Source organism: Schumannella sp. GW821-FHT10F01, assembly GCF_058809295.1.
This window is the reverse complement of sequence record NZ_JBXASM010000001.1, coordinates 241,281-253,611: the sequence shown is the minus strand read 5'-3', so window position 1 is coordinate 253,611 and position 12,331 is coordinate 241,281. Positions and strand designations below refer to the sequence as shown.

General features: G+C 74.0%; 15 protein-coding genes and 1 tRNA gene. 7 read left to right on the top strand and 9 right to left on the bottom strand.

Annotated elements, in window-relative coordinates:
- Nucleotides 1-101: 101 nt before the first annotated feature.
- From AC1RSJ_RS01340 to AC1RSJ_RS01330, 3 genes are all read left to right on the top strand, one after another.
- A complete protein-coding gene (locus AC1RSJ_RS01340) occupies nucleotides 102-1,430 on the top strand; it encodes an alpha/beta fold hydrolase (RefSeq protein ID WP_493116515.1) in 1,329 nt (442 codons plus the stop codon).
- Nucleotides 1,427-2,980 (top strand): GMC family oxidoreductase, encoded by a 1,554-nt coding sequence (locus tag AC1RSJ_RS01335; protein ID WP_493116514.1) that lies wholly within the window; start codon nucleotides 1,427-1,429, stop codon nucleotides 2,978-2,980. Before AC1RSJ_RS01340 ends, AC1RSJ_RS01335 begins: the two co-directional genes overlap by 4 nt.
- Nucleotides 2,981-3,042: 62 nt before the next feature.
- Nucleotides 3,043-3,432, top strand: coding sequence for a DUF3253 domain-containing protein (locus AC1RSJ_RS01330; RefSeq protein ID WP_493116513.1), 390 nt, complete (start codon nucleotides 3,043-3,045; stop codon nucleotides 3,430-3,432).
- 355 nt (nucleotides 3,433-3,787) lie between these two features.
- Here AC1RSJ_RS01330 and AC1RSJ_RS01325 read toward each other — a convergent pair whose 3' ends face one another.
- Nucleotides 3,788-3,964 carry a CsbD family protein gene (locus tag AC1RSJ_RS01325; protein ID WP_493116512.1) on the bottom strand — a complete coding sequence of 59 codons (177 nt, stop codon included), beginning with the start codon at nucleotides 3,962-3,964 and terminating at the stop codon, nucleotides 3,788-3,790.
- Between the two features lie 218 nt (nucleotides 3,965-4,182).
- On the opposite strand from AC1RSJ_RS01325, the gene AC1RSJ_RS01320 reads away from it, so the two are divergent.
- Entirely contained in the window at nucleotides 4,183-4,338 is a 156-nt protein-coding gene (locus AC1RSJ_RS01320; protein ID WP_493116511.1) for a hypothetical protein, read from the top strand.
- A gap of 37 nt (nucleotides 4,339-4,375) precedes the next feature.
- A complete protein-coding gene (locus AC1RSJ_RS01315) occupies nucleotides 4,376-5,266 on the top strand; it encodes an SDR family oxidoreductase (protein ID WP_493116510.1) in 891 nt (296 codons plus the stop codon).
- Nucleotides 5,267-5,328: 62 nt separating this feature from the next.
- On the opposite strand, the gene AC1RSJ_RS01310 is transcribed toward AC1RSJ_RS01315, so the two are convergent.
- Nucleotides 5,329-5,418: transfer RNA gene (locus tag AC1RSJ_RS01310), tRNA-Ser, on the bottom strand.
- A 77-nt stretch (nucleotides 5,419-5,495) separates the two neighbouring features.
- Between AC1RSJ_RS01310 and AC1RSJ_RS01305 the strand changes: the two genes are divergently transcribed.
- On the top strand, nucleotides 5,496-5,714 hold the full coding sequence (locus tag AC1RSJ_RS01305) for a hypothetical protein (protein WP_493116509.1): 219 nt from the start codon (nucleotides 5,496-5,498) through the stop codon (nucleotides 5,712-5,714).
- Nucleotides 5,715-5,756: 42 nt separating this feature from the next.
- Here AC1RSJ_RS01305 and AC1RSJ_RS01300 read toward each other — a convergent pair whose 3' ends face one another.
- Complete coding sequence (locus AC1RSJ_RS01300; RefSeq protein WP_493116508.1) at nucleotides 5,757-6,575, bottom strand: HAD family hydrolase; 819 nt, start codon at nucleotides 6,573-6,575, stop codon at nucleotides 5,757-5,759.
- Nucleotides 6,572-7,855, bottom strand: a complete 1,284-nt coding sequence (gene serS / locus AC1RSJ_RS01295) for a serine--tRNA ligase (RefSeq protein WP_493116507.1) — start codon at nucleotides 7,853-7,855, stop codon at nucleotides 6,572-6,574. The genes AC1RSJ_RS01300 and serS overlap by 4 nt, the downstream gene beginning before the upstream one ends.
- 41 nt (nucleotides 7,856-7,896) lie before the next feature.
- Here serS and AC1RSJ_RS01290 point away from each other — a divergent pair, with 41 nt between their 5' ends.
- Complete coding sequence (locus tag AC1RSJ_RS01290) at nucleotides 7,897-8,922, top strand: diacylglycerol/lipid kinase family protein (RefSeq protein ID WP_493116506.1); 1,026 nt, start codon at nucleotides 7,897-7,899, stop codon at nucleotides 8,920-8,922.
- Here AC1RSJ_RS01290 and AC1RSJ_RS01285 read toward each other — a convergent pair.
- The 5 genes from AC1RSJ_RS01285 to AC1RSJ_RS01265 all read right to left on the bottom strand — a co-directional run bounded on the left by AC1RSJ_RS01285 (nucleotide 8,919) and on the right by AC1RSJ_RS01265 (nucleotide 12,324).
- Nucleotides 8,919-9,431, bottom strand: coding sequence for a GNAT family N-acetyltransferase (locus tag AC1RSJ_RS01285; RefSeq protein ID WP_493116505.1), 513 nt, complete (start codon nucleotides 9,429-9,431; stop codon nucleotides 8,919-8,921). The genes AC1RSJ_RS01290 and AC1RSJ_RS01285 overlap by 4 nt on opposite strands.
- Nucleotides 9,428-10,339, bottom strand: coding sequence for a hypothetical protein (locus AC1RSJ_RS01280; protein ID WP_493116504.1), 912 nt, complete (start codon nucleotides 10,337-10,339; stop codon nucleotides 9,428-9,430). Before AC1RSJ_RS01280 ends, AC1RSJ_RS01285 begins: the two co-directional genes overlap by 4 nt.
- A complete protein-coding gene (locus AC1RSJ_RS01275) occupies nucleotides 10,332-10,574 on the bottom strand; it encodes a hypothetical protein (RefSeq protein ID WP_493116503.1) in 243 nt (80 codons plus the stop codon). The genes AC1RSJ_RS01280 and AC1RSJ_RS01275 overlap by 8 nt, the downstream gene beginning before the upstream one ends.
- A 322-nt stretch (nucleotides 10,575-10,896) precedes the next feature.
- On the bottom strand, nucleotides 10,897-11,841 hold the full coding sequence (gene pheA / locus AC1RSJ_RS01270) for a prephenate dehydratase (RefSeq protein ID WP_493116502.1): 945 nt from the start codon (nucleotides 11,839-11,841) through the stop codon (nucleotides 10,897-10,899).
- 9 nt (nucleotides 11,842-11,850) lie between these two features.
- Nucleotides 11,851-12,324, bottom strand: a complete 474-nt coding sequence (locus tag AC1RSJ_RS01265) for a DUF2510 domain-containing protein (RefSeq protein WP_493116501.1) — start codon at nucleotides 12,322-12,324, stop codon at nucleotides 11,851-11,853.
- Nucleotides 12,325-12,331: the final 7 nt, after the last annotated feature.

Below are 12,331 nucleotides of genomic sequence, written 5' to 3'. Positions count from 1 at the left end.
CCTGAGGGCTGCCCGAGATGTGCGGCGTCCGGAGGCGGACCGCGGCGGAAGTCCCGTAGACCGGAGGCGTGACCGCGAGTACTCCGACGATCCGACCGACCGTGTTCGCTCTCCATGCTCTGGGCTCGAGCGGCGACGCCTTCGAGCCGCTCCGCGAGCTGCTCGCCGACCGCTTCGAGGTCGTGCCGCTGGAGCTGCCCGGATTCGGCGGGCGGATGGACGATCCGGCCGGCTCGGTGGATGACATGGTCGACGATGCGATCCGCCGGATCCGGCGCCGGCATCCGCACCGGTGGCTGCTGCTCGGGCACAGCATGGGCGGCAAGATCGCCACCCTGGTGGCCGCCAGGACGCTGGACGGCACCGCGCCCCTGTTCGGCCTGGCCGGCGTCGTGCTGCTCGCTGGATCGCCTCCCGGCCCGGAGCCGATGGACGAGGAGCGCCGCGCGCGGATGCTCGGCTGGACCGCCGACGGCACCGCCCCCGACGCGAGCGCGGCGCGCGAGTTCGTCGACGGCAACATCGGCGCTCCGCTGCCGCGCGAGCTCGACGCGCGCGCGGTCGACGATGTGCAGCGGGCGTCCGCGGCGGCGTGGACGGGATGGCTCGAGCGCGGGAGCCGCGAAGACCGGCGGGACTCGGCCGGCATCCTCGACCTCCCCGCCCTCGTGCTGGCCGGCGGGGACGACGGCGATCTCGGCGAGGACGCCCAGCGCGCGCTGAACGGCGCCGTGTACCCGCGCGCGCGGGTCCAGGTGCTCGACGGTGCCGGACACCTGCTCCCGCTCGAACGGCCCTCCGAGGTCGCCGCAGCCCTGCGGCGCTGGTGGGACGACGAGGCGGGACGCGCGCCGGAGGTGCCGGACGACTTCGCCGGGATGCTCGCGGGGCCGCGGACCGCCCGACGCGTGCGCGCCGCCCTGGCCCGACGCGCCGTCGCCGACGACCCCGCCTACCGGGCTCGGGCCCTGACCGCCGAGCAGCTGGAAGGGCTCCGAGCGCTGGCGAGGGTGCTCGTGCCGCAGCCGGGCACGCCGATCGACCTCGCGGCGCGTCTCGATGCCCGGCTCGCGTCGGGCGACGGCGACGGCTGGCGGAACGCCGCCCTGCCGCCCGATGCCGAGGCGTATCGGATCGGACTCGAGCTGCTCGAGCTCCCGGCATCCGACCCCGAGGCCGCCGCCGAGCGGATCCGGGCGGTCGCCGCCGGGGAGGTCGCACCCGCCGGTCGATGGAGCGCGGCGCAGCTGGGCGCGTGGCTCGAAGATGCGCGCGCGGACCTCGTGCAGCAGTGGCTCGCCCATCCCGCCACCGCGGCGGCGATCGGCTACGACGGCATGTCGACCGGGGGCGAGGTGCTCATCGGGTTCGAGCAGCTGGGCGCCGGCACCCGGGACGAGTGGGAGCCGACGATGGGCAGCGGCCGATGAGACTCGCATCCCAGCGCCGCCACGACCTCGACGAGGAGGTCGACGTGGTCGTCATCGGCACGGGAGCGGGCGGCGCGCCGCTGCTCGCGTCGCTCGCACGTCGCGGGCTCCGCGCCGTGGCCCTGGAGGCAGGGGCGAATCTGCCGCCCGAATCGCACACGCCCGACGAGCTGGATGCGGTCGAGATCAACTGGATGCAGGAGCGGCTCAGCGGCGGCGGCACCCCGGTGGCGTTCGGCCAGAACACGAGCGGTCGCGGGGTGGGCGGATCGACGCTGCACTGGGGGGCGTTCGTGCCGCGGCCGGACGCTCGCGACCTCCGCCTGCGCTCGGAGACCGGGCTCGGGGCGGACTGGCCGATCTCCGCCGACGAGCTCACCTCGTACGTGCGCGAGGTCGAGCGGTTCCTCGCCGTGTCAGGTCCCGAGCGCTATCCGTGGGATCCGTCGCGCCGGTATCCGCTCCCGCCGCCCGGACGCAACGCCTCGGCGGACCTGGTCGCCGCGGGCGCGGAGCGGCTCGGCATCCGCACCGCGGATGCGCCTGCCGCCCTGGTGAGCCGAGACCACGAGCAGGAGGGCGGCGCGCTCCGACCCGCGTGCGCGGCCTGCGGCGCCTGCCACCAGGGCTGCCGCAGCGGCGCGAAGGTCAGCATGGACACCAGCTACCTCCCCGCCGCCGTCGCGGCCGGTGCCGAGATCCGCCCCGACTCGACCGTGCACGGCTTCGAGCGGGACGCGACGGGCCGGATCACGGCGGTCGTCTACCGCCGTGACGGCGTCGACCGGCGCCAGCGCTGCCGGACGGTCGTGCTGGCTGCCGGCGGCATCGAGACGCCCCGGCTGCTGCTGCACTCCGGCCTCGCGCTCGGCAGCGGTCAGGTCGGCCGCAACTTCCTCGCGCACGGCGGCGTGCAGGTGTGGGGGCGGTTCGACACGGAGATCCGCAGCTACCGGGGGTACCCGTCGTCCCTCATCAGCGAGGACATGGTGCGACCCGACGACGCGGACTTCGCCGGCGGCTACCTGATGCAGAGCCTCGGCGTCATGCCGCTCACCTGGGCGACCGGACTCGCCCGGGGGGCCGGCCTCTGGGGCCGGCAGCTGGTCGACACCATGCTCGACTACCGCTTCATGGCCGGCATCGGCATCAACGGCGAGTGCCTCCCGTCGGACCTCAACCGCCTGGTGCTGTCGGAGGAGGTCGACGACCTCGGCATGCCGCTCGCGGCGATCGAGTTCACCGCGGGAGCCAACGAGCAGGCGATCGACACGCACGCGGTCGACGTGATGGAGCGGATCCTCGTGGCGGCGGGCGCCCGCTCCACCATCACCGTGCCGCGGGTCGCGCACACGCTCGGCACCGCGAGGATGGGCTCGGATCCCTCGGAGTCGGTCGTCGATCCCGACGGACGCGCACACGACGTGCCGAACCTCTGGATCGCGGACACCTCGGTCTTCCCGAGCTCGCTGACCGCGAACCCGGGGCTCACGACCATGGCGCTGTCTCTGCGGACGGCCGACGCGATCCTGCGCCGCGGTGCGGCATGACACGGCGGCGGGCGGCGATGCCTCCCGTGCGCGAGCGCACCTGCGCCCGATGCGGCCGGCGCATGCCGGCGGGGGCGGCGGCGGATGCGAGGTGGTGCTCGGCGCAGTGCCGGCGGAAGAAGCTCACCGCGCTCGATCGCCGGCTGGAGGCGGCGCTGGTCTCCGCGCTCGACCGGCTGCCGGCCGGATCGACGATGTGCCCGTCGCAGGTCGCGCGCGAGGTCGGCGCCGACGACGAGTGGCGCTCGCTCATGGAACCCACGCGCCAGGCCGCGCGGCGACTCGTGGCGGCCGGCAGCGCCGAGATCACGCAGCGGGGCACGGTGGTCGATCCGTCGACCGCGAAGGGCCCGATCCGGGTCCGGCCGGTGCGGCGGTCCGGCGCGGTCCGCACTGCCGAGGGCGATACGGATGGGGTGCTCGACGGCGGCGGTCCAGCCCGACGTCGCTGACCTCGTCCTCGGCCGACGGCGGGTGCCGCCGGCGGACGTGACGAGGTCTAGGCGAGACGGCGGCGGACGGCGGTGCGAGCCCGGCGCGCGGCCTTCGACGCGCGAGTTCGCGCGGTACGCAGGGCTCGACGGGTCTTGGGATCGCGGACGAGCCGCTCGATCTGCAGGCGGGCCGGTTCGGGCCGAGGCCCGCGGAATGCGCGTGCGCCGATGACGAAGGCGAGGAGGCCGAGGCCGCCGATGAGGAGGAGCTTGGTGCGCATGGGTGCTGGCCTGTCTGTGGGATGCGACGCGTCGTGGAATGCGACGTGCTGGTGCCGGCGGGGGGCCCGGAGCTCGGGCCCCCCGCCGGAGGTCACTTGCCGGTGAGCTTGTCCTTCGCGTCGGCGACCGCGCCCTTGGCGCCCGCCGCGAGCTGGTCCGCCTTGCCCTCGGCCTCGAGCTTCGGGTTGTCGGTCGCCTTGCCGACGGCCTCCTTGGCCTTGCCGGCCAGGTTCTGGGCGCCGTTCTTGATGTCGTCGTCGAGTGCCATGGTGGTGTCCCTTCTGAGGTAGACGGCCCGTCGATCGGGGCTTCAAGACAGAGACGACTCGAACGGCCGATTCGTCACGCGGGCGAGCTGGCAGGATCCTGGGAACTGCAGGGGGCCGCCGCCCCATCGATGATCTGAACCCCTCCCGGGCGTTGCCTCGGAGCGGGTCGCCGGCTCGCCGCGGACGCGCATGCTGGCAGGAACGGAAGGAGCTCATCATGAGCGATCCCAGGCAGCTGAACCCCGATGGTGCCGGACTGGACTCGGCGGATGTGGTCGGCGGCGGACAGCCCGAGGGCGACTCGGTCCAGGGCGTCGACCCCGACCTCGACCCGACGGGTGCGGACGACCCGACGGAGGAGGGGGCCCCGTGAGCGACCGAGCCGAGGCGACGCTGTCGAGCGTGGCCGCGTGACCGACCAGTTCGCATTCGTCGACCCCGTGCACCGCTATCCGTCCATCCACCCGCCGCTGCAGTCGCAGCCCGAGCCGGGCGTCGAGAGCGAGATGATCCCGCGGCCGGATCTGGGCGAGGACACCTACCGCGGCACGGGGCGGCTCCGGGGCCGCAAGGCGCTCATCACGGGCGGCGACTCCGGCATCGGCGCGGCGGTCGCGATCGCGTTCGCCCGTGAGGGCGCCGACGTGGCGATCGCCTACCTCGACGAGCATGACGATGCGCGCCGGGTGGCCGGCCTGATCGAGGATGCGGGACGGAGCGCCGTGCTGCTGCCTGGCGACATCGCCGACGCCGGCCACTGCCGTGCCATCGTCGCCGACGCGGTCGCCGCGCTGGGCGGACTCGACATCCTCGTCAACAACGCCGGCAAGCAGGTCGTCGTCGAGCGTCTCGAGGATCTGTCGGACGAGCAGTTCGAGTCGACGTTCCGCACCAACGTCTTCGCGAACTTCTGGATCACCAAGGCGGCGCTGCCGCACCTCGTGCCGGGCTCCACGATCATCAGCACCGCGTCGCTCGAGGCCTATCAGCCTGCTCCCGAGCGGGTCGACTACGCCGCGACCAAGGCCGCGATCAACAACCTCTCCAAAGGACTCGCCCAGCAGCTCGCACCGCGGGGCATCCGTGTGAACGTCGTCGCGCCCGGCGCCGTCTGGACGGCCCTGCAGCCCTCGCACGGTGTGAGCGACGAGCAGCTGACGAGCTACGGCGAGGAGACGGGCTACGGGCGATCGGGGCAGCCGGCGGAGCTGGCGCCGGCGTACGTGTTCCTCGCCTCGCCCGAGTCGGGATTCGTCTCGGGAGCGACCATCAACGTCAACGGCGCGATGATCACACCCTGAGGATCCGGCCGATGCGGCATCCGACGCCGGGCACGGGCGAGCCGCGACGATCGGTCGCACAGTGGCGGAGAGCGTGGGATTCGAACCCACGGTGCAGTCGCCTGCACGCCAGTTTTCAAGACTGGATCCTTCGGCCGCTCGGACAGCTCTCCCGGTGCTGTCGAGGGTAGCGCCTGGGAACCGGGTGCCCATCGGGCGGCGGCGCACGGCCCGCGCCTACCGTGGCGGCATGAGCGATGAGCGACCGTCCGACGTCGAGCCCGAGCCGGCCGTGCTGCCCGACGGGTCGCTGGAGCCCGGCGGCACGACCGATCGACCCGGCACCGCCGACCCCGAGGACCGCGAGGTGCGGGAGGGGCTGCGCGAGCCGCAGTCGCCGAGCGACGAGGACGCCGAGCGGCTCGTCGAGGGGAACCGGGTCGCCACCGCGGAGGACATCGAGCCGTAGGCGGGCCGGCCCTTCGGCAGGCTCAGGGATCCGATCTGCGGCTCAGGCGGGCAGCAGCCTCCGCAGGGCCATCGCCACGCCATCCTCGGTGTCGGGGAGGGTGACCTCGGTCGCCGCCTCGATGACCTCGGCGGGCGCCTGGCCCATCGCCACGGCGACGCCGCCGCCGGAGGCGGCCCAGCGGAACATGTCGATGTCGTTGCGGCCGTCGCCCATCACGATCACGTCGGCGTCGTGGATGCCCAGCTCGTCCTGCACGAGGTCGAGCGCGGTGCCCTTGTTCACGCCGTCCGGGGCGATGTCGAGCCAGGCGGTCCAGCCGATGTTGTAGCTGACCTTGTGCAGGCCCATCCGCTCGACGACGGCGAGGAAGTCCTCGAGCACGTGCTCTGGCGAGATCACCACGACGCGCGTCGCCTCGACGCGGAGCAGCTCCTCGAACGGGGTGGAGATGCTGGCGGCGCCGAGGGCGCCGTCCGGGAAGGCGCCGGCGTAGCGGTAGGCGCCGTCCGCATCCTCGACGGCGTAGCTGGCGTCGCCGAGCTCGTCGCGGATGGTGCGCAGCACCTCGCTCGGATCGAACGTCTCGACGTGCGCCCGCACGTAGCCGACCGGCGCCTCGTCGTCGCGGCGGAGCACCACCGCGCCGTTCGCGCAGACCACGTACTCGGGCACGATGCCGAGCCGCTCCAGCACCGGCAGCGTCGTCGACGCGCTGCGGCCGGTGGCGAGCAGCACCTCGTGGCCCGCGGCGGCGACCCGCTGCACCTCGGTGATCACGGCATCCGAGATCACGCCGGTCTCCTGCAGCACGGTGCCGTCGACGTCGAGCGCGATGAGCTTGCGGGGCGCCCCGTTCATCGGGCGGCGACCGGCTCGAGCACGTCCACTCCGAGGAACGGACGCAGCACCTCGGGCAGCACGACCGAGCCGTCCGCCTGCTGGTGCGTCTCGAGGATCGCGACGATCCAGCGGGTGGTGGCGAGCGTGCCGTTCAGCGTCGCGACCGGCGTCGTCCTGCCGGACTCCGTTCGGTGCCGGATGTCGAGGTTGCGCGCCTGGTAGGTGGTGCAGTTCGAGGTGCTCGTGAGCTCGCGGTAGCGGCCCTGCGTCGGCACCCACGCCTCGATGTCGAACTTGCGCGCCGCGCTCGAGCCGAGGTCGCCGGCGGCGGTGTCGATCACGCGGTAGGCGAGGCCGAGGTCGCCGAGCAGCTGCTCCTCGAGCGCGAGCAGGCGCTCGTGCTCCGCCTCGGCGTCGGCCGGGTCGACGTACGCGAACATCTCGAGCTTCTGGAACTGGTGCACCCGGATGATGCCGCGGGTGTCCTTGCCGCCCGAGCCCGCCTCGCGGCGGTAGCACGTCGACCATCCGGCGTACCGGATCGGACCGGCGGAGAGGTCGAGGATCTCGTCCTGGTGGTAGCCGGCGAGCGCCACCTCGCTCGTGCCGGTGAGGTAGAGGTCGTCGGCCTCCAGCCGGTAGATCTCGTCGGCGTGCCGGCCGAGGAAGCCGGTGCCGGCCATGATCTCCGGGCGCACCAGCGTCGGCGTGATCATCGGGATGAAGCCGGCGGCCATCGCGCGCTGCACGCCGAGGTTCATGATCGCGAGCTCGAGCTGCGCGCCGACGCCCTTGAGGAAGTGGAAGCGCGATCCCGACACCTTCGCGCCGCGCTCCATGTCGATCGCGCCGAGCAGCTCGCCGATCTCGAGGTGGTCACGGGGACCGTCGGGGAACAGCGCCGGGTCGAACGTCGGGATCGTGCCGACCTCACGCAGGGTGACGAAGTCGTCCTCCCCGCCCGCGGGCACGCCCTCGATGACGATGTTCTGGATGGCGCCGACGATCTCGTCGAACGCGGCCTCCGCATCCACGACGCCCTGCTGGGCCGCCTTCACACGCCCGGCCAGCTCCTGCGCCTGCGCCACGAGCGCGGCCTTCTCGTCCTTCGGCGCCTGCGCCACCGTCTTGCCGAACGCGTTCTGCTCGGCCCGGAGCGCCTCGAACGAGGTGATCGCCGCACGTCGGGCGGCATCCGCCGCGACGGCCTCGTCGACCGCCTCCTCGCGCTCCCCGCGGGAGCGCTGCGACCGCTTCACGGCATCCGGGTCGTCGCGGAGCAGCTGGGGATCGATCACCAGCCCATCCTATTCGGGGGCTCGACCCCTACCTTGAGGGTATGACCCCGCCTGGGAGCCCCTCCCCCCGTCGCGCCGCCATCGTCTACAACCCGATCAAGGTCGACATCGACCGCCTCCGCGCCGCCGTCGACGCCGCCGAGCAGCGGCACGGGTTCTCCGAGTCGATGTGGCTCGAGACCTCGGAGGAGGATCCCGGCGGCGGCCAGACCGCCTCGGCCGTCGGCGCAGGCGTGGAGGTGGTGGTCGCGGCCGGCGGCGACGGCACCGTGCGCGCGGTCGCTGAGGCGCTGCGCGACTCGGACACCGCCCTCGCGCTGCTGCCCTCCGGCACCGGCAACCTGCTGGCGCGCAACCTCGACCTCACCCTCAACGATCTCGAGAACTCGATCGAGACCGCCTTCACGGGCGACGACCGCAAGATCGACCTCGGCATCGCGCGGCTCGAGCGCGAGGACGGCACCCGCGAGGAGCACGCGTTCCTCGTCATGGCCGGCATCGGCATCGACGCCCAGATGGTCGTCAACACCGACCCCGAGCTGAAGAAGCGCGCCGGTTGGCTCGCCTACGTGGATGCGATCATCCGCTCCCTCCGCGACCGCAACCGCCTCCGCGTGCGCTTCGAGCTCGACGACGAGCCCCCGCAGACCATGCGCGTGCACACCCTGCTCGTCGGCAACTGCGGCTCGCTGCCCGGCAACCTGCTGCTGCTGCCGGAGGCGGCGGTCGACGACGGCGAGTTCGACATCGTCGCGCTGCGGCCCGAGGGCTTCATCGGCTGGGTGCAGATCTGGATCAAGATCGTGTGGGAGAACGGCGTGCTGCGCCGCAGCTCGGTCGGCCGCAAGATCATGTCGCTGACCAAGGAGGTGCGCACCCTCCGCTACCTGAAGGGGCGGCAGTTCACCGTGCGCATCGAGAAGCCGGACGAGTTCGAGCTCGACGGCGACGTGTTCGGCGAGGTCGTCGCGTTCCGCACGACGGTCGATCCGCTCGCGCTCGCGGTGCGCATCCCCGCCGGGCACCGGCTGTCCACCGACAAGCCGGACGCGGAGGTCGCGGCCTAGGGTCCGGGCGGGCGGGTGTCGAGCGGGTCGTCCGGGGACGACGCGCTCCCGATCGGCCGCGACCAGGCGACCTCCCGGTCGAGCTGCCCCGTCTCGCGGAACAGGCGCACCTGGTGCGCGTCCGCCAGTACTCGCGCGAGCTCGTCGCGGTCCGCCGGCTCGAAGCCGAGCCGCCGCCAGAAGGGCCCCGACCGCCGGCTGAACAGCCACGCGGTGCGCGCGCCCTCATCCGCCGCCCGGTCGAGGGCGAAGCGCGCGAGCCCGGCGCCGCGGCCGGCGGATCGGGCGGACGACCGGACGGCGACACTGCGGATCAGGGCGTGCGCGCCATCCGTCCCGAGCTCGTAGCCGGTGGTCGCGACGACGTCGCCGTGCTCGTCGCGCTCGATCCACAGCCGCACGGCCGGCTCGTCGAGGCCGCTCAGCGTGAGGTCGACCTCGGCGAGGAACGCGCGGAGGTCGGGCAGGTCGGCGGCGACGACGCGCCGCGGCACGGGGCCGCTGCTCACGCGCGCGTCCGCCGCCGGCTCGGCGCGAGCAGTCCCGCGGTCAGCGCGGCGATCAGCAGCACGCCGGCGGCGATCGCGGGGCCGTCATCGAGGATCCGGAGGGTGGACTCGATCACCCGCACGGCGACGTCCGTCGCCGGCGTGCGTGCCGCCGACGACTGCAGCCAGAGGCCGAGCGCGTTCGAGGAGATGAGCACCGGCGACGCGGCGGCGACGGCGGCGAGCACGAGACCGAGCACGACCGCGACGACGACGCGGGCGATCCAGCGCGGCGTGCCGGTGTCGGTCCCGGTTCCGGTGCCGGTTCCGGCTCCGGTCCCGGTTCCGGTCGCCCGAGGGCGGTCCGGGCGCCGGATCGCGGGCACGAGGAGCGCCGCCGCGACGGCGACGGTCCCGGCGACGAGCATCCCGCTCGCGAGGAAGCCCGCCATCACGGCGGGGCCGAGACCGATGTCGACCGTGTAGCCGTCGTCGAGGGTGCGCAGGTGCAGCGCGTAGGCGATCGAGCCGGCGACGCTGCCGAGCCCGAGCAGGATGCCGAGCACCCACATGATCGCGCTCGCACCCGGGACCGGCCGGGCGAGCCGCACCCCGCGGGCGCCGGCGATCACGGCGGCGCCGATCGCCACGGCCGCGACGACGGCGAGCAGCGAGCCGGCGCCGAGCCCCGAGCGGACGGGTCCGAGCAGCTCGAGCTGGCGGAACACCTGCCCCAGCCGGGCGTTCGTGACGGAGTCGTTCGCGCCGCTCGAGGTCGCGAGCACCTCGTTCGCGGCCCGGTCGAGCTCCGCGGCCTGCTGCTCGACCGACAGCCAGGCGATCACGCACACCGCCGCGGCGATCAGCAGCCCGACGAGCGTGCGGAGCGTCGCCGGGTCGGGCAGGCGGAGCGCGGGGCGCTCAGTCATCCGCGCGCTCGTCGTCGACGGCGCGCTGCGGCGGCGCGTACAGCAGCAGGGCGATGCCGACCACCGCGGCGACGCAGCCCGCGACGGCCATCGGCGTCGGCGCGGACTGCAGCAGGATCGACGGGAAGCGGTCCGGCCGCGAGAGCAGCGCATCCCCGGCGGTCACCGCCACCGACAGGATGCGCACGATCGAGAGCGACGCGGCGAGCAGCACGGCCGCGACGACGAGCAGCACGACGCCCGGGACGGAGACGCCGCGACGGACGGGGTGCTCCGGTGAAGCTGCCGGTGCCGGCGTCGTGGCGGGGGCACCCTCCGAATGAAGGAGATCCGGCGGTTCCGCCGCGGGTCCCGGCCCGGACGAGGTCGTCGGTGGTGCATCTCCTTCATTCGGCAGCGGCGACCCGCGCCCAGGCCCGGCCGCAGCCCGGCCCCCGCGCGCGCCTCCGCGCCCGGCCGACCCGTCCGCTCCGTGCCGCGAGGGGTCGTAGCCGCGCTGGAACCGCGGGTCGAAGCGGCGGTCGACGTCGTCGTCGGAGGCGGGGCTCACGGTCGCTCTACGACTCCGGCTCGCCGCTGAGCAGCCCGCGCAGCCAGTCGCGGGCCTCGACGAACGCCTCGTCCGTGTAGCGCGGGCTGACGGAGGGCACGTGCCCGTCCGCTCGCGGATACGAGCCGAGGAAGGTCACGCGCGGGCTGAACCGGCGCAGGCCGAGCAGGGCGTCGGCGACCCGCTCGTCCTCGAGGTGGCCGTCCAGGTCGATCACGAAGCGGTAGCGCCCGAGCTCGTCGCCGATCGGCCGCGACTCGAGCAGGCTCATGTTCACGCCGCGGGTGGCGAACTGCTCGAGCATGCTCAGCAGCGATCCGGCCTCGTCGGTCGGCAGCTCGGCGATGATGCTCGTCTTGTCGGCGCCGGTGCGCGCGGGGATGCGGTGCGCGCGCTCGACGAGCACGAACCGGGTCACCGCGCTCGGGTTGTCGCCGATGCGGGCGGCGAGCTCGACGAGCGGCAGGTGGTCGGTGATGCCGGGCGGGGCGATCGCGGCATCCGCCAGCTCCGAGTCGAGCAGGAAGCGCGGTGCCGCGACGTTCGACGTGGCCGGCAGGTGCGCGTGGTCCGGCAGCTCGCGGTCGAGCCAGAGGTGCGTCTGCGCGTACGCGACCGGATGCGCGGCTACGGTACGGACATCCGCGAGCGCCGTGCCCGGACGCGCCACCAGGATGAAGTCGACCGGCACGAGGTACTCCCCCGTGATGCGGAGGCCGGGGAGGCTCGCGAGCGCATCCTGCGTCGCGCTGACGCCGCCCTCCACGCTGTTCTCGATCGCGATCACGGCGCCGACGCTGCGGCCGGCGATCACGTCGTCGAGCGCCTCGCCGACGTTGTTGACGCTGCGCCACTCGGCGCCCTGCGCCGCCGGCACCTGGTTCAGGGCCGCCCAGGTGAAGGTGCCGACCGGGCCCAGATAGCTGTAGGCGGTGGCGGCGTCCGCGGACATGGGGCGAGCCTAACGGGTGCCCGCGGGCCCGTCCCGACGGCCGAAGACCTCGTCGAACGCGAGGTGGAGGCGGCCTGTCGCGACGGACGCATCCGGGGCCGCGGGTGCGGTCGGCGCAGGTGCGGCGGGCGCGGGCGCAACCGGTGCTGCGGGCGCGGCGGCGGCCGTGGGCTCCGGCGCGAACGCGGCATCGAACACGGCGTCGAGCGGGCGGGGCGCTGCAGGTCGCTCAGGCTGAGCGCGCGCGGCGGCGGCGTCGGACACCGGATCGGCGCCCTGGCCTGAGAACCGCGCACCGCCGACCATCGGGGTCGGCGCCGTGTCGGCCGTGTCCGGCTCCCGTTCCGCCTGCACCGCGGGCACGCTCGGCGGGGTCGCGTCCGAGGTGTGCCGGGTCCAGATGCGACCGTCCCACCATCGGAGCTGGGGCAGGCCGGACGGGTCGGGATACCAGCCGGCCGCGATGCGCGTCGGGTCCGCCACCGCTTCC